Annotated in this window: 20 protein-coding genes; 10 read left to right on the forward strand and 10 right to left on the reverse strand. The window is 59.2% G+C overall.

Annotated elements, in window-relative coordinates; translation table 11 throughout:
* Window positions 1-17: 17 nt before the first annotated feature.
* From ACXHXG_RS20075 to ACXHXG_RS20090, 4 genes are read right to left on the reverse strand one after another with little or no spacing between them, the layout of a single operon-like run.
* On the reverse strand, window positions 18-953 hold the full coding sequence (locus tag ACXHXG_RS20075) for an ABC transporter permease (RefSeq protein WP_457900424.1): 936 nt from the start codon (window positions 951-953) through the stop codon (window positions 18-20).
* A complete protein-coding gene (locus ACXHXG_RS20080) occupies window positions 953-1945 on the reverse strand; it encodes an ABC transporter ATP-binding protein (protein ID WP_457900425.1) in 993 nt (330 codons plus the stop codon). The genes ACXHXG_RS20075 and ACXHXG_RS20080 overlap by 1 nt, the downstream gene beginning before the upstream one ends.
* Window positions 1942-2967 carry an ABC transporter ATP-binding protein gene (locus ACXHXG_RS20085; RefSeq protein WP_457900675.1) on the reverse strand — a complete coding sequence of 342 codons (1026 nt, stop codon included), beginning with the start codon at window positions 2965-2967 and terminating at the stop codon, window positions 1942-1944. Before ACXHXG_RS20085 ends, ACXHXG_RS20080 begins: the two co-directional genes overlap by 4 nt.
* A gap of 41 nt (window positions 2968-3008) precedes the next feature.
* Window positions 3009-4580 (reverse strand): ABC transporter substrate-binding protein, encoded by a 1572-nt coding sequence (locus tag ACXHXG_RS20090; RefSeq protein WP_457900426.1) that lies wholly within the window; start codon window positions 4578-4580, stop codon window positions 3009-3011.
* A gap of 578 nt (window positions 4581-5158) precedes the next feature.
* On the opposite strand from ACXHXG_RS20090, the gene ACXHXG_RS20095 reads away from it, so the two are divergent.
* From ACXHXG_RS20095 to ACXHXG_RS20110, 4 genes are all read left to right on the forward strand, one after another.
* Window positions 5159-6076, forward strand: a complete 918-nt coding sequence (locus ACXHXG_RS20095; RefSeq protein ID WP_457900427.1) for a LysR family transcriptional regulator — start codon at window positions 5159-5161, stop codon at window positions 6074-6076.
* Window positions 6077-6193: 117 nt separating this feature from the next.
* Window positions 6194-7432, forward strand: coding sequence for a pyridoxal phosphate-dependent aminotransferase (locus tag ACXHXG_RS20100; protein ID WP_457900428.1), 1239 nt, complete (start codon window positions 6194-6196; stop codon window positions 7430-7432).
* The gene (locus tag ACXHXG_RS20105) at window positions 7407-8279 is read left to right on the forward strand and encodes an isocitrate lyase/phosphoenolpyruvate mutase family protein (RefSeq protein ID WP_457900429.1); all 873 of its coding nucleotides are present in this window, start codon (window positions 7407-7409) and stop codon (window positions 8277-8279) included. The genes ACXHXG_RS20100 and ACXHXG_RS20105 overlap by 26 nt, the downstream gene beginning before the upstream one ends.
* Window positions 8280-8394: 115 nt before the next feature.
* A complete protein-coding gene (locus ACXHXG_RS20110) occupies window positions 8395-8838 on the forward strand; it encodes a hypothetical protein (protein WP_457900430.1) in 444 nt (147 codons plus the stop codon).
* Here ACXHXG_RS20110 and ACXHXG_RS20115 read toward each other — a convergent pair.
* Window positions 8821-10833, reverse strand: a complete 2013-nt coding sequence (locus tag ACXHXG_RS20115) for a DNA/RNA non-specific endonuclease (protein ID WP_457900431.1) — start codon at window positions 10831-10833, stop codon at window positions 8821-8823. The genes ACXHXG_RS20110 and ACXHXG_RS20115 overlap by 18 nt on opposite strands.
* Before the next feature lie 173 nt (window positions 10834-11006).
* On the opposite strand from ACXHXG_RS20115, the gene ACXHXG_RS20120 reads away from it, so the two are divergent.
* The 3 genes from ACXHXG_RS20120 to ACXHXG_RS20130 all read left to right on the forward strand — a co-directional run bounded on the left by ACXHXG_RS20120 (window position 11007) and on the right by ACXHXG_RS20130 (window position 15934).
* The gene (locus ACXHXG_RS20120) at window positions 11007-11873 is read left to right on the forward strand and encodes a S1/P1 nuclease (RefSeq protein WP_457900432.1); all 867 of its coding nucleotides are present in this window, start codon (window positions 11007-11009) and stop codon (window positions 11871-11873) included.
* A 1641-nt stretch (window positions 11874-13514) separates the two neighbouring features.
* A complete protein-coding gene (locus ACXHXG_RS20125) occupies window positions 13515-15455 on the forward strand; it encodes a HAMP domain-containing methyl-accepting chemotaxis protein (protein ID WP_457900433.1) in 1941 nt (646 codons plus the stop codon).
* Window positions 15455-15934 (forward strand): chemotaxis protein CheW, encoded by a 480-nt coding sequence (locus ACXHXG_RS20130; protein ID WP_457900434.1) that lies wholly within the window; start codon window positions 15455-15457, stop codon window positions 15932-15934. Before ACXHXG_RS20125 ends, ACXHXG_RS20130 begins: the two co-directional genes overlap by 1 nt.
* A gap of 552 nt (window positions 15935-16486) precedes the next feature.
* Here the strand turns inward: ACXHXG_RS20130 and ACXHXG_RS20135 are convergent.
* Both ACXHXG_RS20135 and ACXHXG_RS20140 read right to left on the reverse strand, forming a co-directional pair.
* Complete coding sequence (locus ACXHXG_RS20135) at window positions 16487-16921, reverse strand: hypothetical protein (RefSeq protein WP_457900435.1); 435 nt, start codon at window positions 16919-16921, stop codon at window positions 16487-16489.
* A 9-nt stretch (window positions 16922-16930) separates the two neighbouring features.
* On the reverse strand, window positions 16931-17479 hold the full coding sequence (locus ACXHXG_RS20140) for a hypothetical protein (RefSeq protein ID WP_457900436.1): 549 nt from the start codon (window positions 17477-17479) through the stop codon (window positions 16931-16933).
* Between the two features lie 265 nt (window positions 17480-17744).
* On the opposite strand from ACXHXG_RS20140, the gene ACXHXG_RS20145 reads away from it, so the two are divergent.
* From ACXHXG_RS20145 to ACXHXG_RS20155, 3 genes are all read left to right on the forward strand, one after another.
* Complete coding sequence (locus ACXHXG_RS20145) at window positions 17745-17912, forward strand: hypothetical protein (protein WP_283052041.1); 168 nt, start codon at window positions 17745-17747, stop codon at window positions 17910-17912.
* An 88-nt stretch (window positions 17913-18000) separates the two neighbouring features.
* Window positions 18001-18984 (forward strand): SctD/MshK family protein, encoded by a 984-nt coding sequence (locus ACXHXG_RS20150; protein ID WP_457900437.1) that lies wholly within the window; start codon window positions 18001-18003, stop codon window positions 18982-18984.
* A 23-nt stretch (window positions 18985-19007) separates the two neighbouring features.
* Window positions 19008-20936, forward strand: coding sequence for an FHIPEP family type III secretion protein (locus tag ACXHXG_RS20155; protein WP_457900438.1), 1929 nt, complete (start codon window positions 19008-19010; stop codon window positions 20934-20936).
* 34 nt (window positions 20937-20970) lie between these two features.
* Here the strand turns inward: ACXHXG_RS20155 and ACXHXG_RS20160 are convergent, their stop codons facing one another.
* Genes ACXHXG_RS20160 through ACXHXG_RS20170 form a run of 3 tightly spaced genes read right to left on the reverse strand, consistent with a single transcriptional unit; the run spans window position 20971 to window position 22844 of the window.
* Window positions 20971-21768, reverse strand: a complete 798-nt coding sequence (locus ACXHXG_RS20160; RefSeq protein ID WP_457900439.1) for an EscU/YscU/HrcU family type III secretion system export apparatus switch protein — start codon at window positions 21766-21768, stop codon at window positions 20971-20973.
* Window positions 21755-22564, reverse strand: a complete 810-nt coding sequence (locus ACXHXG_RS20165; RefSeq protein ID WP_457900440.1) for an EscT/YscT/HrcT family type III secretion system export apparatus protein — start codon at window positions 22562-22564, stop codon at window positions 21755-21757. Before ACXHXG_RS20165 ends, ACXHXG_RS20160 begins: the two co-directional genes overlap by 14 nt.
* A gap of 10 nt (window positions 22565-22574) precedes the next feature.
* Window positions 22575-22844 (reverse strand): flagellar biosynthetic protein FliQ, encoded by a 270-nt coding sequence (locus ACXHXG_RS20170; protein ID WP_004672590.1) that lies wholly within the window; start codon window positions 22842-22844, stop codon window positions 22575-22577.
* Between the last annotated feature and the right edge of the window lie 36 nt (window positions 22845-22880).

The following is a 22880-nucleotide window of genomic DNA, read 5'->3' on the forward strand; positions in this document are numbered from 1 at the left end:
TCCATCATGGCCATAGCTCAGTGCCCTCCAGCCGGGTTGGCGTTGGCTAAGCGCGGATCGAGGAAGCCGTAGAGGAAATCCACGACGAGATTGGAAAGCACCATTGCGACGGCGACCAGCAGCAAAATGCATTGCACGACCGCCAGATCTCGCGCCGCCACCGACACCACCAGCAGGTTGCCGACACCTGGCCAGGAAAATACGCTCTCGACGACAACCGAACCCGCGATGAGATTGCCGACCATGAAGCCGACAATGGTCACCGTGGGGATTGCGGCGTTCGGCAGTGCGTGACCGCGCACGACCGCAGCCCAGGGAATTCCCTTGGCACTGGCAGTCCGTACATAGGGCTGTCCCAGCACCTCAAGCATTGCGCTTCGAACGAAGCGGGCGAGCACTGCGGCGCCGCCGACGCCGAGCGTGATGATTGGCAGTATGAGATGCTGCAGCCCGCCCGTGCCGCCGGTCGGCAGCCACGCAACCCAGATGGCGAGCAGTTGAACCAAAACCAGGCCAAGCACGAAATTCGGCACGGTATAACCCGCAACCGCGGTCACCATGACCGCGCGGTCGATGGCGCTGTCTCGGTGCAAGGCGGCGTAGACGCCGGCGGGAATGCCGATTGCCAACTTCAAGACGAGTGCTGGCAGGGTCAGTATGAGCGTTGCCGGGATACGGGAGAGGACAACATCGAGGGCGGGTCCGCCGCTGCGCATCGATCGGCCGAGATCGCCCTCAAAGATCGCAGCGAAATACTTGAGGTACTGCATCCAGAGCGGTTGATCGAGTCCCCAGCCCTGCCGAAAGGCGGTCATGGCCTCGGGTGAAGCGTCATCGCCCATGATGCTGCGGGCAGGATCTCCCGAAAGCCGGAGCACAATGAAGGCGAATGTAACGACCAGCGCGACCGTCAGGAAGGCGCGCAGGATACGTATGGCAAAATATCGAAACATCAGGGGCCAACCATCTTAAGCGGTAGGCTGGCATCGACTGCATGGCAGGCGACAGTCCGTCCGTCCGACAGGGTTGAGTACGAGGGGGAAATCTGCGCGCATTCCGCGCGCGCAATCGGACAGCGCGGGTGGAACGCGCATCCGGTCGGACGCGCCGCCGGGTTCGGCGGCTCGCCCTTGAGGATGATGCGTTCGCGGGTGCGTCGACCCGCAACAGGAACCGCCGAGACCAGCGCCTTGGTATAGGGGTGCGATGGGCTCGATAGCAGGAGATTCGTCTCGCCGACCTCGACGATGCGGCCGAGATACATCACGGCCATGCGCTGGCTGACCTGGCGAACGACCTTCAGGTCGTGGCTGATGAAGAGGAGGCTGAGACACATGTCCTTTTGCAAGTCCATAAGCAGGTTGACGACCTGCGCCTGGATCGACACGTCGAGAGCCGAGACCGGTTCGTCGCAGACGAGCAAGGCAGGCTGCATGACGAGCGCCCGGGCTAGAACAGCACGCTGACGCTGGCCACCCGAAATCTGAGACGGCAGGCTGGCCGCGTGGCTCGCACTAAGGCCAACGGCGCTGAGCATGGCAAGCGCCCTGTCGTTCCGCTCGGATGCTGGTCCGATCTCGTGGACGTCCAACGGCTCCCTTACCTGATCGAGAATGGTCAGGCGGCGATCCAGCGCCGCCAGCGGATCCTGATAGATCATTTGCATGTGCGCGCGCAGCCGGCGCCAGTCACGGGTATCCGCGCGCGGCATTTCCGCACCACGGAAGAGGACCTGACCGCTGTTCGGCCGTTCGATGCCAAGCGCGATCCGACCTGTCGTCGACTTTCCCGAGCCGGATTCGCCGACGAGCGCCAATGTCTCACCTGGTTGCAGAGACAGCGATACGTCGTCGACGGCGCGGATCGGAATTGTCCTTCCGAAAAGCCCCTGGCGGGTCGAATAGTTTCGCGAGATGTTCTGAAGTTCGAGAATGTTGGCCGTCATACGTGCATGCTTTCGCTGAATTTACGGATGTGCCGGTTTCCCGCGGCCAAACCGGAGATACAGGCGGAGAACCGTCCAGCTTCGGTCGCTATGAGTTGCGGGGCGGCTGTCTCGCAAGCGTTGGAGCGCTGGGAACAGCGGGGTGCGAACGGGCATCCCGGAGGCATATTTGCCGGATCCGGCACCTGCCCCTCAATCGGGAGAAGCCGATGCAATGCACCCTCGAAGGGCGGCAATGCCGCCAGCAGGCCTTGCGTATAGGGATGGTGGGGGTTCGCGAACATCGAGCCCGACGGTGCCGTCTCGACGATGCGGCCGGCATACATGACGGCAATGCGGTCGCATGTTTCTGAAACGACCCCGAGATCGTGGCTGATTAGAACAAGAGCCATGCCGGTCTCGCGCCTGATGGTGGTCAGAAGATCGAGTATTTGTGCCTGGATCGTGGCGTCGAGGGCGGTCGTGGGTTCGTCGGCAACCAGAACGTCCGGTTTTCCGGCAAGCGCCATGGCGATCATCACCCGTTGGTTTTGACCGCCGGACAGTTCATGGGGATAGGCGTCGAACCGACGGGCTGCATCCGGAAGGCCGACGAGGTCGAAAAGACGCTTTGTCTCCGCCCGGATGCTCGACCCGGAAACACCTTGATGGCGGGTGAGAACTTCGCCGATCTGCCGTCCGATCCGCAGAACAGGATTGAGTGCGCTTGACGGATCCTGGAAGATCATCGCCACGTGCCCGCCCCGAATTCTGTCGAGGTCGGCCGGGGCTGCCCTCAGCAGTTGTCTTCCGTCGAGGCGAACGCTCCCTCCCACCATCGCTGTCTTTGGCAGGAGTCCGAGAGCTGCAAGCCAGGTTACGGATTTGCCGCTGCCTGACTCGCCGACGATACCGAGCGCCTCCCCGCGCGCAAGCGTAAGGTCGACGCCCTGAAGAACCCGTACACCGCCGAAGTCGACGGTCAGGGCCTCAATCGAGAGCAATGATCCCGACGACGACGTCGCCGGGAAAGCGGGTGCCACCCTGGTGCCGGCAAGATGTTCCACTGCCGTCCCTCCAAGCTTCATTTGCGGGTATAAGCCGCATTGAACGGGCCGAAGTTCAGGTCGAGCGTCTGACCCGGCACCCAGGCAATGTCCTTGCGCTTGCCGTAGAACTGACCGGAACCGTGCAGGATCACGCAGGGCGGATCGTCCCGATCGACGATCTCAAGCATGCGCTTGATGATTACCCGGCGTGCCTGCGGATCGGTCGTCTGCTGCAGCTTCTCGCCAAGACCGAAATATTCTTCGTTTTTCCAGAGGCCAGCTTTAACGTTCTCGCCGGACGGCCCGAATATGCGCCACGGAAAACCGAGCGGGTCGGGAATTGTCGCGGTATTCGAACTGTCGTAAATCGCGTGAACCGGCTTTTTCTCAATCTGCGCGAAATTCTCCATCATCTGGATCTCGACGTTGAGCCCGACGGCCCGCCACATCTCAATCATGATCTGAGCGCCTGCGACCTGGTTGGGATAGTAGTTGTTCAGGAGCTTGTAGGTAATGGTTTCGCCCTTGTATCCGCTTTCGGCGAGGAGCTTGCGGGCCAAATCGGGGTCGTAGGCCAGGGCCGGGTAATCCTCGATGTAAGCCTCTCCAAAACTCGGGAGCTGATAGCCATTGGGGATGAGGAGCTTGTTTTGCCACAAAGCCTCTACCAGCGCCTTGCGGTCAATTGCGAGGCTGAGGGCGCGCCGGACCCCAACCTTGTTCAGCACCGGATCTGTCGTATCGATATTCAGCGCTCGGATATTTTGGACCGGTCCGCCTGCAACTTCGAGGTCGGCATGCTTTTCGATCTCGGGGAACATGTCCGGCGCGATGTCGGTGATGAAATCGACCTCTCCGGCAATCAGCGCGTTCATACGCGAGGCGGCCTCCGGAATGATCCGGAAATATATGCCGGCGTAGGGTGGCGTCCCGCCCCAATAAGCGTCGTGCGCGGCAAGCTTGACCTCGACATCAAGAGATTGGCTGACAATCCGATAGGGTCCGGCACCAACAGGCGCGGCAGTCCAAGCATCCCACGACCTCGCCGCGTCGAAGGCGCGTTTGCTGACGATTTCCGAGCCCCAGGAGGCCAGCCGCTTTTCCAGAAGAGCGTCGTCGTTTTTCGCGTGGACGATAACGGTGTGGCTGTCGATGATGTCGACCCTATCGATGGCACCCATTGTCTGCATGGCAGTCGACTTGCCTGCCATGCCTGGGCCAAGCAGGTGCTGCGGGCTGAAGCTGAAGGCGACGTCCTCGGCGGTGAACGCGCCGCCATCATGGAAGGTCACACCCTTGCGCAGGAAAAGGCGAACGGATTTCGCATCCAGACGCTCCCATCGTTCGGCCAGGGCCGGTCGCAATGCCATAGCGGGAGTCTGGTCGTAGGCGAGCAGTGTGTCGAACATCTGCGTCGCGATACGCCGTGTCGCAGTATGCGTATAAAGAGCCGGCTCGACAGCGGGGGGAAAGCCGGACAGGCCGATTTTCAGCGTCGTGCGATCAGCTGCCTGCGCCGGGGTGAAACGCGTTCCTGTCATTGCCAACACCGCGCCGGCGGCACCCGCGGTCATCAACTTGCGTCTTGTGAGGATCAGTTTGTGCATGAGAATTCCTTTTCGGCTGGCTGACGAAGCCCTCAGGGCTCCGCAATTGAAGCGTTTTCTCTGGATGGAAGGGCCGTTTCGCCCATTCAGGTCATGGCTACCGATCGGACGGAACGGTTCGAACCCATTGGATCGAGTCCAAACACATTCCGACGTCTCGTCTGAGCCGGTCTACCAAGCGCTGTGCACTACCAGCCGAAGTGGCCCACCGGACGTGATCAAGTCATTCAGGACTCCCCGGCGTCGTCACTTCGCGTCTGCACGAGTCCCGAGCGCAGTGCTGTGGGCCATCTGCTCAGGGACACAGTTCAGATCAGAGGTCGCGGCAAACGACGTCCGGATGGTATTGATTTCCCGCCATTGCATTCCCCTTCGTTTTCGAGGGCCTTGTACCAGGCCAGAAGTTTTGGCGTTGGTAGGTAGCTATTCGGCCAGTTTTGCTACATGTAAATGACGGACATCGAAAAATTCGATATCAAAAAGACGATTGCGGATGGATGTTCTTTTGCACCGCAGTCATGTGCGGAAAGAGAATGGACACCGCACCGAAGGGGATAGATCAGTGTCGATATTTGGAGATGAAGTTGGCTGACGAGAACGAATTGTCCCTGAATGCGGTGCGCGCCTTCGTGCAGGTGGCGCGGGATAACAGCGTCACACGCGCGTCGAAGACGCTCGGCATCACGCAGAGTTCGGTCAGCCGCCATCTTGCAGTTCTGGAGGAATATTTCGGGGCAAAGCTGATCGAACGGCGCGGTCGTCAGAGCCAGTTGACCGACTTCGGGCGGCTCTTCGCCGACGCGGTGGCCGAGCCGCTCGACACGATCCTGTTTACCGCCAGGCGAATGCGCCGCAACGGCAGGAAAGACGCTAACCGCCTGGTCGTGCGCACCTCGCTCGCGACCTTCGCCTATACGGTCCTCATTCCGAACTTGCGCGAATTCTCCAAGGAAATGGGCGGCGTTACAGTCGACGTCATCAGCTCTCTGTCTGCCCCCGCTTCGACGGACAGTTTCGACGTGCTTCTCACCCGCGACCTGATGCTGAGCGAACCGGGCGACCGCTGGGATGTCTACGATGAGCAACTCGTCTGCGTCGGTGCGCCTGACTGCGTCGCCGGCCGGGGCCTCAAGGCCCTACGCGACACCCCCGTCATCGCCGTCACCTCCCGCCCCGATATTCTGCCCACCTGGCTGCGCGGCCTAGACCTGAAAACCGCCGACATCACCTCCGGTGCGCGGTACGACCACCACTATCTCGCCCTTCCGGCGGTCACGACCGGGCATAGCCTGCTTGTCACGCCGCACATCGTGGTCGCGGACCTGATCCGGCAAGGTCTTCTGGAAGTTCTTGGCGGATCGCGCGCACCCAGCGGTATGCAATATCGTGCTTACGCGATTGACCGCAGCAGCAACCCAGATGTCGCGCGCGCCTTCTGCCGCTGGCTCACCCGACTTTGCAAAAAGATGACGGAGGAAGAGGTCTCGGGCAAATAACCGCGTCCGAATATCGCAAAATGCGATCGGTTTGACGCCTATACGCGATGCCAAAGCTGGCGAGCAAGCCCCTCTCCTCATAGTTCTCTGTCACGTCAAGAGCTACGAGGAAGTTCCGTGTCACTCATCGCCAAGAGACTTGCGGCCGTCCGGCCCTCCCAAACCAAGGCCATGACGGCCGCAGCCGCCGTCCTGAAAGAAAAGGGCATCGATGTCATCGCCCTAAGTCAGGGCGAGCCGGATTTCGACACGCCTGAAGCGGTCCAGAACGCCGGGATTGCCGCGATTAGAAACGGCAGGACCCGCTACACGCCCGTCGCCGGCGTCAAGCCGCTGCGCGAGGCAATCCGCGAGAAGCTTTCGCGCGACAACGGGCTCGACTACGACATCGAGCAGATCACCGTCGGCTGCGGCGCCAAGCAGATCGTCTTCAATACGCTCTTTGCAAGCCTCGACCCGGGTGACGAGGTCATCATCCCGGCGCCCTGCTGGGTGTCCTATCCGGACATGGTTCGGCTGGCGGGCGGCGAGCCGGTTCTCGTCCCATGCCATGAACACGTCGGCTTCAAGCTGAAGCCGCAGGATCTCGAAGCGGCGATTACACCGCGCACGAAGTGGCTGATGCTGAACTCGCCCAACAACCCGACGGGCGCCGTCTACTCCAAAACCGACCTCGCCGCCTTGGCCGAAGTGCTTCGCAAGCACAGTCACGTGCATGTGCTTGCCGACGACATCTATGAAAAGCTCGTCTACGACGTGCGCTTTGCCACGATGGCCGAAGCGGCTCCCGACCTGATCGATCGCGTCTTGACCGTCAACGGCGTTTCGAAGTCGAGCGCCATGACCGGCTGGCGGCTCGGCTATGGCGCCGGGCCCAAGGACCTGATCAAGGCGATGAACACGATCGAGGGCCAGACGTCATCGCATACGAGCTCGATTTCCCAATATGCCGCGATCGAAGCGATCGCAGGCGATCAGAGCTACATCGAAACCTTCGTTTCCGAGTTCCGCAAGCGCCGTGATTTCGTGGTCGAGAAGATCAACGAAGCCGAAGGTCTCAAATGCCGGACCCCGGATGGCGCCTTCTATGTCTTCGTCAACTGCGAAGGCGTAATCGGTAAGGTCACTCCTCAGGGCACGGTCATCACGGACGATATGGACTTTGCGATGTACCTGCTGGAGCAGTTCGGCGTCGCCGTCGTTCCGGGCTCAGGTTTCATGGCCTCACCCTTTATCCGCATCTCCTACGCCGCATCGATCGAAGAGCTGCAGCAGGCTTGCGGCCGCATCCTTGCAGCCTGCGAAGCCCTTTCCAAAAGCGAGAACACCTATGAGCAAAGCAAAGCAACTGCGTAACCGTATGGCCGAACGCGGCCTCGTCCACATCATGGCCGCACACAGCCCGCTTTCGGCCATTCTCGCCGAGGAAGCCGGTTTCGACGGCGTCTGGGCATCCGGCTTCGAACTGTCGGCGCTCTACGGCCTTGCCGACATGAGCTTGATCACGATGACCCAGCATCTCGACATGCTGCGCGCCATCGCCGGTCAGTCGTCCCTGCCGATCGTTGCCGACATCGACACGGGATATGGCAACGCACTGAACGTCATCCATGCCATTCGCGAATACGAAAAAGCTGGTACGGCGGCCGTCGTGATCGAAGACAAGACCTTCCCGAAGGTCACCAGTCTTGCTGCCGATGGCCGTCAGGAACTGCTGCGTATGACCGAGTTCCAGGGCAAGATCGAGGCCGCGGTTGCGACGCGAACCGACCCGGATTTCCTTGTCATCGCCCGCACGGAGGCCCTGATCGCCGGCCTTGGCGAAGAGGAGGCGCTGAGGCGCGGCCTCGCCTATGCCGAGGCCGGCGCGGACATGGTCCTGATCCACTCGAAGAAGAAGGACGCGGCAGAGATCGAGAGCTTCTCGCGGGTTTGGAAGGGCCCCGTCCCGCTAGTCATCGTTCCCAACGCCTACCCGGAACTCAATGCCACGCGCATTCGCGCGCTCGGCAATATCCAGATGACCATTTACGGCAACTACTGCATCCGAGCCGCAGTCAAAGCGATGCAGGACACATTCCGGCGGATCATTGCCGACGGCGGCGTCCAAAACGTCCACAGGGACATCGCTTCCGTGGAGGAAATCTTCCGAATTCAGAAGATGGACCGGGTCAAGTTCGATGAAAAGCGGTTCTTGAGATAGGAAGGCCTGCCCTCTGAATCTTGTTTTGCGGGTTGCTTCCGCCTCAGCCGCTATATACCCAAGCGAGTAAATCCTGAAAGAAAAGTTTTGTTATCCGAAGTTCAAGGTTTCAGCAGTGTCCAGCGTCAAAGAACATATGCTTTCCAATGACGGCCTTAAAATCTACTTCGGTTGCCGCGAGTGCGATGAACCAATCGAAGATCAAGTCGAGAACACCGCTTACGGTTGGACAGTCGATCGTGCATCCGATGGCGTTGGAACCACTGAAACCACAATCGCGTGCTCCGAATGCCAGACCCCGTACACTATTTATGTCGTTGCCGATGCGAGTGAAAAGCGCGTCTACATACCCGAGTTTCCGGACATTCCGGTACAGTTCCACGACGACACTTTCGACCATGATGACTACGATGAATTCCTGGCTGAATATGCGTCCTACGAACCCTTCGAGGTGTATGGGCAATCAGTTCGCGAACTCGCTGAATCACCGGCATGCGCACCGAGCCACGGTACGCACTGCGGTGTGGTCAGATCATCGGTCTCAAGTCGGTTTGCTTAAAACAAGCGTGTCGACAAGGCCTTCGGTCAGTCTTTCGCGCCCTCGACCCCGTTTCACATCGGCATTCAGCAAAGGGCCAAAATCGAGCGCAGTGAGGCGCACGATGTCGCTGATCGGCACATGCCATTCTTCGGCGGCTTCGAGCTCCTTCATGCTCTCAAGACTGCTCTGAATTTGCGCAACGAGGTCCTTTTGCCATTGCAGAAACCCCATGGCGACAAGCTTGTTCTGGTCGATATAAGCGATGATCTTCCAATAAGCTACCGGGCATTGAACGCCGCGCAAGACCGGATCTCGGGGATCTAGCACAGGGCCAGTGATGACAGTGAATTTTGCGCTGTGGCGGGTTGCCGCGTCAAGAACTGCGTCTTCAAGGTGCGCCCATGTGACCGTATTCAGACGATGCGCCTGCGGGGTACAGTTGGTCATATAGAAAGTGTCGTCATTGGCAATCCGCACGGTTCGATCATCTCCCCAAACAGGATCGAGGCGCCTAGTCAGATGACCATAGTCGAAATCTGTCCCGTCATAGATGATCCCACCGACCTGGGCATCGGGGGACAGTCGGCCATCGAACCACCAAACATCAGCAGCCTCGAGCTCCCCTGCTCGGGTCCTGACCGCTTCCGGCCGATCGGGGTTTCGGTCGGTACGCGCGAGCCTCTGAATGACCGATCCATCGATATTGACGGCGGAAAACCAGGCCAATTGTCGAGATGCCGACATCACCACGCTATAGTGCATATATTTCAGCTCGGTCGTATTGTCCGATAGCTTCACGACGTCCCCTGCCAGCGCTTCGGGGATTTTTGGCAATGGAACTTCCGACCCTTGACCAAGAAACCCAGGAATGTAGCCGGGGCGCGGCGGATTAGCGAACCAGGTCGCGGGCCTGACCCGAATGACGGTCTTGCTCTCCAAGGTTTCTTCGGGCTGTGCCTGCGATGCTCGGGCGACGACCAACGGAGCTTGCGGACGCCCGGAACCCTGTATCGTTGGATCAGACAGAAGCGCATAAAGTCTAGCTGCGTCACCGGACACGCGATCTGATTTTTGCAGCGCGTTCAATATCGCACTGATGCGAATGCCTTCGTTCGCCGATGTCTCCACGCCGCGCTTCTTTTCGCCGCTCGGCGCAGAGGCGTGATGAAGGCCAACCAACTGCCATTGCCTATTGAGTGCAGGCGAGCCTGACGAACCGATTTCAGTATCAGTCGTGTAATAAATGTATTGGTCAACCCGATCCACCATCTCGCTGTGGAACAGGCAGAGCTGCTTTTCGCGCCCTTGCGGGTGCTGGATGACCAAGACTGGCTCACCCTCGAGAATCTTATCCGTCGAGGGATTGAGCGGCAACCAACCGAAGTCGGAAAGCGGCTCTCCATTCACCCCTTGCGGCTGGACCGCAACGAACGTGAAATCGAATGCTTCGACCGGCGAGGTCACAAAGAGCCGCCCTGGGTCAAGTTTGAACCGTTTGGGTTTCAGCGGGTTTTCATTGGCATCGAGCTCATAATCAAACTGAGCGATGAAATCGACCGCAGTGTCGGCGTCGCCGATCACGTGATGATTGGTGAGGAGGATATTCGGCGCGACCAAAAAGCCGGTGCCGATCGGCTGCTGGCCATAGAGCAAGCGGCTGATTGATCGACCGGCACGAATGCCATGTTCGAGAAAGTTGACCGGATCTGTGTCATTGATCCCAACGATGGATTCGAGCTTCCGATCGACCTCGACCCGAGCTTCGGCGGGAGTGATGGTAGGCGGAATGGGTGCGGCTTCAGCTTCAGCCATCGGACGCACTGCCGCCCTGCCTTCAGCGACGGTCAGTTGCATCGCGCGTCGTACCGCCGAAGCTAGCCCAGCGGCCGCAAGAATACCATTCTCTTCGATCGAAGCCGACTTGGCGGCACGTTCCTTTTGACGTGCAGCGAAGCGCTCCGCAGCAAGGCGATCGAGATTGGCACGTTTACTTAAAACGGAATTGACATCCATGGTTATCCCCTACCCGCGACGTCTCCAGGTCGCGATAAATGATAACCCTCGCCTGTGACATCGTTATTGCAAACACAACTTTAGGAATAGAATAGGACGTCATATGGGTGTTATATACAAATGACGTAATAATTCTTTGCCGGATGCGACCACGTCACACAGGTCGGGAAGGTATGATGACCAATCCGGGGGGAGGAGCAAAGATGAAGGTTGTCACTGTTGCTGCCATACTAGTTGGCCTGAGCTGTGGTCATGCATTTGCTTGGGGGCAAGAAGGTCATTCAATCATCGCAGAAATCGCTCAGCGTAGACTTTCCGCAACAGCGCTTGCTCAGGTTAAGCGCATCCTTGGCGGCGAGGCATCAATGGCGTCCGTGGCCAGTTGGGCAGATGACGTGCGCTCCGGTCCCCATCCGGAGAGCTACAACTGGCATTTCGTAGATATTCCGCTCGCAGAAAACACCTATGATCCGATATCCGAATGCGCAGCCAGCCCAAAAGGCGACTGCGCGATCGCAGAAATCGACAGGGCCGAGCACGAAATTACCTGTGCGACGGATCCAATGCAACGTCGTGACAGTCTGCGCTACCTCATCCATTTCGTTGGCGATATTCATCAACCCTTTCATACCGTCGCGGACGGCAATGGCGAAAATGGCCTGAAAGTCGTCGTGAAGTTCGGCGGCTTGATCAAATCGCCGCCCAAGGTTTCAGATGACAATCTCCATGCAGTCTGGGACAGCACACTCATCCGGCAGACAACCTATGCCTGGGGCTCCTATGTCGATCGTCTTGAGGGGGATTGGCTCCTGAAACACCCTGAAGCGTCTCAGACACTGGATCCGATCGCCTGGACGCTCGAAGCTCACAAGCTGGCGCAGGACATGGCCGAAGGCGTCGACAACGGCGCAACGCTCGACAACGCCTATTACGACAAGGCCCTGCCCGTTGTCGACGAGCAGCTCGGACGCGCCGGGCTGCGCTTGGCGGCAGTCCTGAACCGCTGGCTTGGGAGTGCACCGGCGTGCCCATTGCCTTGAAAGCCGATCGCAGATCTTAGTACGGGTTGCTCCTTCGGGTTGCTACCGTGTCGAAGGGCTATTTCACTTAGGAAACGCGGAGATTGGTTTCATGGACGGCACCAGCGAGAATACTGCCGTCCCCGGCGCGCTCCCTGGCAAACTAGACACCAAGCAGCCGGCGACTCCGTCGGGTCTTCAGGCGCGCTTTCTGAAGCAGGCGATCATCGTCGTCCATGGCATGGGCGAGCAGCGCCCATGGACACCATCAAGGAATTCGTCAAGACGGTCTGGTAAGACGACCCGGTTGTAACGGCGAATGGGATGCCCAATCCGAGCGAGATCTGGAGCAAACCTGACGAACGGCTCGGCTCGCTAGAACTCCGGCGCATCACGACGCGCGCGAGCGTCAGTTCGTCGGCGTGTTCGACCATGGCGTGAGATCGGACTTTTTTGAACTCTATTGGGCCGACCTGACAGCGACGTTGGTTGGATACGCAACGAACCCTTCGCCGCGAACTTGCGGCGTGGCCAGCTGCAACGTCCGAGCAATCTCGCAGCGGTATATGGATCATTTCCGACTTCGTGACATTAGGATCTCCGCTAACCCACGCTCAGTTTTTGATGGCCGCCGATGAGGCGGATCTCAGAGAACGTCAAGAATCGCGGGAATTGCCGACGTCTCCTCCGGTGCGCGAAGTTCTCGATCCTGCGAATGCCACAGCCGCAGATGCCGCTGGAATGCCCCTTCATCTATGCCGGGGTCCTATCAGCTGTTCTCCATTCCGTGGCGAGACAAGGCAAAAACCTGGGAAATGCACCACGCTGCCGTCTTTGCCCTGGTTCGATGGAGCAACATCTACGACAGTTCGTCTTGGATATTCCGCGGTGACTTGATCGCGGGCCCGCTTCAAGATGCTTTTGGTCCGGGGATTATAGACGTGGACCTCAAGGTCATTCGTGGTCCCGTTTGGCACTTTAGTCATGCCGACTATTGGAAAAGCGGATCGGACACACGGCAATTGAAGGTTCTACGAGACGCCATCAATCTTCTCGATCGTCCACCAAGCGAGGTCACCTTCCTAAGTTAAAGGCAAAATGCCATCTTCGAATAAGTGGATCATATGGCGTTTCGACGGACGGGGGTCAAAAGGTCGTATCGAGCAGATCAACTAGATCGTCCAACGGTAGGGGATGGCATGGAAGCCGACGGAGAACTGTTCGAAACTGCAATCGATGAGAACGACGTCGGACCGTCGAATTTTGGCTAAGTAGCCATCGATGAACGATTTCTTACCCTCCGGTGGCTTCGGCCGTCGACAATCCGACCAGCTGAGATCGCACTCCGCCCTTGAGGGCGTAGTTTGACATCCCAGCATTTCAAGCGAGCGAGCTACGGCCTCCATGTCAATGAAGGACATCGAACCGCGTAGTGAGAGGAAATCGTCAAACCTCTGACACACTCATCGACGTTCCTCATCGAGAAAAGGCGAGCTGCTGATATCCAAATTTTGGCGGGGTATCCGCAAAACGCAATGAAGCCATGAGCCGCTGAACGACAAACGAGATCTTAAGTTCCCCTTAACCATCTCCAGCGGATTTCGGTCTGGCTCGATCAACGGGCATTTCATATTACTTTACAATTTTAAAAGGCATCGACATATGCGACTTACAATTAAATTGACACTCTTTGCCCTTTTTGGCGGTATTGCGGCAGTCTCCATTGGGCAGGGCCTGATCTCCGCACATAATCTCGCTGTGATCAGTGAGGCGAGCCGTTCAATCGCTGACGACACAGTCCCTTCCGTGCTTGCGCTTGGTCAATTGAATGCCGATTACGGCGACCTGCGCGTCGAGCACCAAGCCTATTTGCTCGCTGATGCCGAAAAGCAGCAGGTGGTCCTTGCCGATATCAAGGAAACAGAGTCGGAAATCGCCAAAGACCTGAAAGCCTATGAGCCCGCTGTTACAAGCGATAGCGAGAGGGCAATCTATCAACAATTTGTCACCGCCAACGCTGCGTACCAGCAAATTTGGCAGCGCGCAAAGGGGCTGGAGGACAGCGGCAAGGGCGCAGAGGCCACTGCTTTGCTTCTTGGCGACGGCAAGGTAGCCTACGACAAAGCGGGCGACACGATTCAGCAAGACGTTGACAAGAACGTGGCTGACAACAAGGCGAATCTGGACACGACAGGCGCCACCATCGCTTCAAGTTTCACCTCGACCTACGGTGCACTTGGCATTGCCGGCTTCGTCGCAGTTTTCGCTATGGTGCTGACCTCGCGCCGCGTGATCAAACCGCTGAGCCGGATGACCGCCTACATGAATGTGCTGAGCGGCGGCAAGGCGACGGAAGACGTGCCCGATCGCCATCGCCAGGACGAGATTGGTGGCATGGCGCAAGCGGTTGAAGTCTTCCGGCAAACGGCAATTTCAAACACCAAGCTCGAGGCTGAGGCGGAACAACGCCGCCGCATGGCGGAAGCGGACGGCGCCGCGAGACTGCAAAAGGCGGAGAATGAAGCCGCCGAAGTGCGCAAGGCGACGTCCAGTCTTGCCGGTGGCTTGAAGCGCTTGGCCTCCGGCGACTTGGCGTTCCAGCTCACCGAGACGCTGACTCCCGATTTCGAACCGCTACGGCTTGATTTCAACGATTCCGTTCGGGAATTGGGTGAGACCCTGACTGCGATTTCGCATGCGACGTCGACGATGGATGGCAGTTCACGCGAGATCAGCCACGGGGCAACCGAGCTGTCGAAGCGTACCGAACAGCAGGCAGCTTCGCTGGAGGAAACCTCCTCAGCCCTGGAAGAGATCACTGTCGCCGTGAAGAGCTCGACGGAGCGGGCGCTGGAAGCAAGCCACATGGTCGATGAGGCGCGCCGCAGCACCGAACAGTCGAGTGCCGTCGTCAGGGATGCAGTGGCGGCAATGGGGCGCATCGAGCAGGCCTCGGGCGAGATTGGCCAGATCATCAATGTCATCGACGAGATCGCCTTCCAGACCAACCTTCTGGCACTCAACGCCGGCGTCGAAGCAGCCCGAGCCGGCGAAGCCGGCAAGGGTTTTGCCGTCGTCGCGCAGGAGGTGCGCGAACTGGCGCAACGCTCGGCCAACGCAGCCAAGGACATCAAGGGGCTCATCAACCGCTCCAGCGAGGAGGTCACCTCGGGTGTCAAGCTCGTCACGGCGACCGGCGAGGCTCTGACACTGATTGAGGGGCATGTCGTGAAGATCAACGAGCATGTCAATTCGATCGCGACCGCTGCAAGAGAACAATCGACCGGGCTGTCCGAAGTCAGCACCGCCATCAATCAGATGGACCAAGTCACACAGCAGAACGCCGCAATGGTGGAGGAATCCACCGCAAGCACCAGCCAGATGGCGCAGGAGGCCGCCAAGTTGCGTGACCTCGTCGCCCGTTTCAAGTTGGATGGGGCGGCCTCTACGCAGTCTTCGGCGCTGCGTCAAATAGCGCGTGCGGCTACCTCCAGCAGTAAGCCAGTCACCTCACCGGCCCGCACGCTCGGCCAGAAACTTGCCAGCGCCTTTGGTGGCCGCGCGACTTCCGCAGCGATCGCAGAGCAGTGGGAGGAATTCTGATGTCTGACGCGGATCACCACGGAAATCATCCTTCAACTGCGACGCTGGAGATCATCGCCTTTCATCTGAGTGACCGGCAGTTCTGTATCAGGACCACCTCGATCCGGGAAATCCGGGGCTGGGCGGCGGCAACGCCGCTGCCCCACGCGCCGCCACATCTCCTCGGCGTCATGAACCTGCGGGGCTCCGTCATTCCGGTCATCGACCTTGCGGCAAAGCTCGGGGTCCCCAGCGCTGTCGACACCAGCCGTAGCGCCATTGTCGTTGTCGAAGTGGGGCAAGGCGTTATCGGGCTGGTGGTCGATCAGGTCTCCGACATCCTGTCTATCAGCGGCGATCGGATTCAGCCGATTCCGGATTTAGGCACCGCTTTTGATCCGGCCTTCGCGCATGGCATCATCCCGCTCGAACACGACATGGTCTGCTTCCTCAATCTCCACCACATGTTCGCCAATGTCATGCAGGCATCGGCGGCGTAGCACCAATCAGCTAAATCCAGTCTCCAAAAGGTTCATTGCTTTGGTAATCCGATACTGCGGATGGGCGCTACTGCCATTCGGGTTCCTCATTTCCGCAAAAAAACAATCCGTCAATGAAAATGATGGCGCCCATTTTCCTACAAGAACTGGAACGATGTTGATTGCCACTCCGTACCATGGCGTGCTTGCGACCCGTGAGCGAGAGACCAGTGGTTTCCGTTCGGACCTTGTCATCGACTTACAGTAAGCACACCCTCTGCAAAGTGACACAGAGTGGCGACATAGGTCGTTTACATCGCGGCCCGCCGGCACGTAAGGAACAGCTAGCATCAAGGACCAGCCTATTACAAATCCTCCGTAAAAGATCAGGATTTCGAACGGCGAGGCTTCATGCCCTGTCGATCCGGCAAGCCTTTTCTAAAATGCGCTGGTGGTCATTACCTTAAACACGTCGACATACTTTCTGGCACTTCGCCGCTGCTGGAAGAATTGATAGGCAACATCAAGTTCGAGAGCACCTTTCGACCGCAAGCGGGTTCATGGCTATAATCATTAATTTCCGTCGAACTCAGGTTTCGTCGTCAGTTTATACGCCATTTCCAGTGAAATTTCGGCGCGCACGACCGACTTTTGCGCATGGTAAAAATCGGCGGCGGCTTCATCTGCTCGTTCCTGAGCAGCGAACCGGGCGAGTTTGTGTTGCTCGCGCAGTGCGCCTGCATCCGCTTCATGGCCACGCAATACGGATTGGCGCATCAGGGCGTTATGAAGCTCAGCGGCGGAAACAAAACCGTCCTTGCGCAATTCATCTATGATGGGATTGCCTGCGGCCCGGCTTGCCGCGATGTCATGCGCCTCAGAGGCTCGCAGCTCTTCCTCTCTTGCCCGTTCGGCATCGCCGCGCGCCTTGGAGAGGCTGCGCGAGAGATTATCCGCCCGGAGGTTGCGTATCTCCAGCAACAGCCTGAGAGCCTTCGACGCCTTCATAGTTGCTTCTCAGGCGCCGTCGCTCGGTGTCAGGATTTCCAGCTTGCCGCCCTTGATAACCTTGATGCTGTCGGCGTGCTGTCGACTCAGCACATCTTCGACGGCCTTAATGAACACGCCCGGGCCGCGCACGAGCACCAATCCGCTGGCCGCATCTTCACGCAACGCATCGTCGGGCAGGACTGGGAACAGCGCGCGTATGGCATTTTGCTCGGTTTTCCAGCTGCGACCGCCGCGATCGAGGACAACGGTGGAGACCTCCTGCTTCGCCGCGATGATGACGTGGCTGCCATCATAGGCCACGAAGAGATTGCTAGCGTCTCCGAGCTTCACGAAGGCCTTGGCTCCGCTTTCCCGAACAGACCAGTGTTCGACCTTGCCGGTCAGCGTCCCGACTGTCGTGACCGGAATGCCGGACATGAAGGAAATCGTCTGGACGACATCGCCGAGCGGCAGCGATACCACATCGAGGCGCACCTCCCGATCGCTGGCCTTGGCCGATAAAGGAAAAGCCGCAAGCAGTCCGATAGCGGCCATGTAAACAAAACGCACAAACATCTGAGTTTACCTCTCGATCCGGATTTCCCTCGCCAATAACACGACAGAAGGAAGGCATGGAATACGAAATCGAAATCATTAATAATTATCTGATGTAGTGTCCCAAATGGCGGGGCGCTGAGAATACAACTATGTGACGACGCATATCCGTATCACGAAATTTCCGTCCCTATTGCGAATTAATAACTTTTTAACATAACCTATTGAAATCCATTTTGAATTCTGCAAGGTTCTCGCCGCCAAAACCATGCAAGGAGTTCAAGACATGGCTACTAGCACTAGTACTTCTACACTCGATGCGGGCGTCAGCTCCGCGATTTCGGCCTTCAAGTCCGCTCAGAACGAAGCAACGGCGCAGAGCCTGCAGGTTGCAACCGAGATCACCAAGATCAATGGTGTGGCGAACGCCATCAAGAAGATCGGTCCGGGCTGATTGAACGCAATGGCGAGACGGGTTCGCCCGTCTCGCCTCCCCCGCTCTCGAAGAAAACAAAGCCGCTCGACGGACGGTTCGGGAACAGATGGCTATAGATTCAGATCCCTCCTCGCCCACACTCAAAGGAGCCCCCGGCAATGTAGCTGCGGGCAACGCCGTGTCGGGCAGTCCCGCACCGGCTTTGCGCATCACGCGCGCCGGGCGCAGCGCCATTCTGCCGTTGACGACGGAGCAGCATGTTGTCGGCGGCAGCGCCGATTGCGACATGATCATCCTCGGCGACAGGCCAGAACCCGCCTTTGCCATAGGCCTGAAGGGTTCCCGTGGCTCCTACGTGGTGTCGCTCACGGCACTGCGGGATGGTCTCGCGGTCGACCGCCGCTCCATTGAACGTGATCAGACGGTCACCCTTAAGAAAAACCAGACCATTTCCTTCGACGGCACGACATGTGAGCTCGAAGGTCTCGGCGCCGAACGCGTGCGGTTCGCGCCGCGTCGGATCGCCGCTACCGGCCTTCTTGCGCTGGCGGCGATCCTTTTATTTGCCGGCCTTCACGACGACGATGCGCCGGCTCAACAGATCCCACTCGTCAAGGCTCCGACAGCACCCGAACCCGAGCCGTCATCGGCTGCGGTCGCCGCCGAAATCCGTCAGGCGATCCGCATGGCCCAGCTTCCCGAGAATTTGAGCGTGGTCGACACTCCCGCCGAAATTCGCATTGGCGAAGAATCGCCTGCTCTCAGCCTGCCCGACAAGGCCAAACTGCGCGGCATCATCGCCTCGATGAGCCGGCGCAGTTCCGTCTCCATCGTCGATCTGACCGCCGTCTCCTCCGGTCTCGACGGCTTCGTCGCCGCCGCCGGCTATACGCCCGTCAGGTTCATCATCGGCACGGATGGCCAGCGCTACGAGGAAGGCGATACGGTGCCCAGCGGCTGGCGAATAAAGGAGATCCGCAGCGACCAGTTGCTCGTTTCCCGTGATAGCGAGAACGATACGGTCTACTTCGCCCCCGCCGGGAATTCCGCGCCCAGGCTCGCCGAAATTTCCAGCAGCACACAAGAGTAGCAAATGGCATCGGAAGCCCGATCATGAAGGCAAGGTCGTCCGCCATCACCATGCTTGCGCAGCGCACGGACATGCTGCTTGCGGTGTTCTTCGCTTCCGTCGTCACAATGATGGTGCTGCCGCTTCCGACCGTTGTTCTGGATGTGCTGATCGCCTTCAATCTTGCCTTCGCCTTCGTCGTGCTGATCACCACGACCTATCTGAAGAGCGTTCTCGAAATTTCGACCTTTCCCGCTGTCATCCTGATCGGCACGCTCTTCCGCCTGGCCTTGACGATTTCTTCGACGCGGCTCGTGCTTGCGGATGCCGATGCCGGCGAGATCATCATGGCCTTTGGCGATTTCGTCGTCTCGGGAAACGTCGTCGTCGGCCTGATCATTTTCCTGATCGTGGCGCTGGTGCAGTTCATCGTGGTGACGAAGGGCGCTGAGCGCATCGCCGAAGTCGGCGCGCGTTTCACGCTCGACGCCATGCCGGGTAAGCAGCTCGCCATCGACAGCGACCTGCGTAACGGCCACATCAGCACGGAAGCCGCGCAGAAACGCCGGGCGCGCCTGGAGCAGGAGAGCCAGTTTTTCGGCGCCATGGATGGCGCCATGCGGTTCGTGAAGGGCGATGCGGTTGCCGGACTGGTGATCGTCGCAGTCAATCTCATCGGTGGTCTCGCGATCGGCATTTTCCAGAAGGGCCTGAGCTTTGCCGAAGCCGCCCGTCTCTATACGCTGCTGTCGATCGGCGATGGTCTCGTCTCGCAGATCCCCTCCATTCTGATGGCTGTAGCCGCCGGCATCGTCGTGACCCGTGTTTCCGATGACGGCAACGGCAGCCTCGGCAGCGATATCGGCCGCGAACTCTTCCGGGAGCCCCGCGCATTGGCGATTGCGGCAGCGCTGACGATATGCGCCGGCTTCGTTCCCGGATTCCCGACCAGCGTGCTCGGCGCGATCGGCGTGGGTCTGGCGGTCCTTGCCTTCGTGGTTCATCGGCGGCGCGCAGGCCAGCCCGCTGCCGGATCGACGAATGCGACGGAAAGCGCCAATTCCCATCCGCTCGACAGAACGAAATATGGCGATCCCGTCGTTGCAACCGTCTCCATGGAAACGCTTACGCGGCTCGAAGCAATGAGACTCGGCGAGATGCTGGACGGTCGTATCCGCATGGCGGCCCGCGCGGTCGGCGTCTCCGTGACGGTGCCGACGTTCAACGCCGATCCCCGTATGGCCGAGAATCTCATCCATCTCCAGGTCGAAAACGTGCCTGCCGGCCTCGTCAGCTGCGGTCCTGAACGAACGGTTGAACAGATCGCCGACGACATCGTGCGCATCGTCCGCCGCCACATCGGCGCGCTTTTCAGCGTCGACGATGCCGCGCAGTGGCTGGGCAGCCTCGAACCGCGTCTCGGCAAACTGGCGATCGATGTCGCCATCCAGGTCCCGCTGATGCTGACGGTCGCGGTCGTCAGGCGCCTGCTGGAATCCGGCGTGACGCTTTCCCAGCCGCGCGGACTTCTGGAAGTGATGCTGCACGCCGGCGTTGATAATGAGCCGGATGCCCTGGCCGAAAAGGCGCGTGCCGCGCTGGTCAAGCAGATTGCGTTCGGGCTTCTCGACCGGCGGGGATTGTTGCCGGCGCTCGTCCTTCCCGCCGAATGGGATCATGTCGTCCGGTCCTATGAGGCAGGCGGAGCGACCGAGAAGATCGAGATAGGCGAAAGACTACGCCTGCTTGCCGAGAAAACGAGACAGGCCCTGGAGGACGCCAATGAGAGGGGACACGATCCCGTCATCATCGTGCCGGGCGAGTTGCGCCTGTTTACCCAGACGCTGTTGCTCCGCCATAGCTGCCGCATTCCGGTAGTGGCGGTGGAAGAAATCGACAGAGACATAGCGATCGAAACCATCGGAGAGATCGGCTCGATCCATCATCAGCGCCTTCCGGTTCAAGCACGCTGAAACCGCGCCGTCGCATTTCGGCAAATGCCGGCTTTTATCGCCTGCCCGGCCGTTCCTTGCGCGGCGGGCTGCCGCGCATTTCCGCGCCGATCTGCCGGCGCGCCGATTTCAGCTTCGGATCTCCCTGGGTGTCCTTGTATTCCCGCCGCGCCTCGGTCTTGGTCATGCGATGCTCATGCCTGAACAGCGCACGCGAAATGCGGATATCGAAAAACGCCGCCGCCACCATGATGCCTGCGACAACGATAAGGATCGAGCCGAGAAGATGGGCTGCGGTGGATAGCGAGCATGCCTCTCCGCAAAGCGGCGCCCAGAAGATGCTGTTGAGGAAATAAAGGATTGCGCCGCTGCCGGCGGCGGCGAGCAGGGCAAACTTGGCAAGCCCTTTGATGAACTCCGCGATGCTCGACAGGGAAAAAAGCTTCTTGATGCCGTCAAACGGATTGAGCCGGGTGAAATCGAAACTCATATGTTTGAACGATACCGGAAATCCCTGTGCATCGAGGATCGAGACCACGATGGTCGCCGCGAGACCCATCGCCAGCGGCAGCCAGATCAGATCGAGCAGAGCCACGCCCGTTTCGCTCAAGCCCACGCCGACGGCATCGCTGAGATCGGCTCTCTTGATGGACTGCAGGCCAGAATCGAAACTGCGGGCGAAATCCGCGAGGATACCTTCCAATCGCCAGGTAACGTAGACGGCGATGGCGAGGACGGAGATCGCGACTGGGATTTCCTTTGAGCGTGGAACCTGGCCTTCGCGCCGAAGCCGGTCGAGCTTTACCCGGCTCGGCGGCAGGGTTTTCTCCTCGGTATCGTCATTTTTGGCCATTACCCGCCTCCAGCATGGCTTTCACCTCGTTGAATCCATTGATCCAGAGACCGTGGAAATAGCTGGAGATAAAGGCCGTATAGATGACAAGAACGACCGCGACCGCGAAGTTTTTGATGGCCGGCAGGCTGTCGTTCAGCGGGAATTGTTTGGACGAACGTCCGACGAATGCCAATGACAATTCGAGCGCGCAGGTGACAATCATAAACGGGGCGGCGAGCAAGCCGGCCGCCTTGAAGAGCCGCCCGAAAACGCCAAGGACCATGTCGAGCGGATCGTCGGGCATGACGGGTGTGAGCTTGAAGAGCGGCCAGAACTCGAACGACTTGTAGAAGATCGCAACGAGATCGATGATGCCGCCGGCGCTGACGAAGATCACCAGAGCGATCGACATCATCAGCGAACCGAGCGGCGCGGTTTCCAGCGCGTTGATCTGGTCGAAGAGATTGGCGGCATTGGCGCCACGATAGACATCGGTCATGTCGCCTGTAGCCTGGGCTGCCCAGAAGGGAATGCCGAGCCCCATGCCGACGAGCGCGCCGAAGCAGAGCTCCTTGATCGAAAGCGCGGCGAGATCGAACCAGGACGTATCGCCCAGAGCCAGCACCGAATAGGCGAAGGCGACGGAGGGCGCCGAAAGGCCGATTGCGAGCCCGAAACGCAGGATGCCGACGATGCTGAACAGCGAGAAGATCGGAAAGATCAGTAGGATCCCGAGCGCGCGGGCGGCGCCGAGCATAGCCGCGGCCGGTGCTGCGACCTCGATGCCGACGAGCGGAAGATGACCCGACCCCATCCGCGCCGCCTCACTGAACCATGGTCGGAAAGTCATTGAGGATATGGACGGAATGTTCGATCAGCGGGGTTGCCAGCACCCGGCCGAACAGTAGCAGGGTGATGGAGATCACGAAGATCTTGACGATCTGCGCGATGGTCTGTTCCTGGATCTGCGTCGCCGCCTGGAAAATTGCGATGATGAGGCCGAGAAGCGCCGCCAGGCCAAGAATGGGTCCGGCCAAGGCAAACGTCGCCATCACGGACATGCCGATTTCGGCGGCAACCTGATCTTCACCCATGAGCGTAAGCCTTTCTTGCGGAACCGGCTGATGCCC

The sequence above is a fragment of the Rhizobium sp. LEGMi-198b genome, assembly GCF_054114205.1.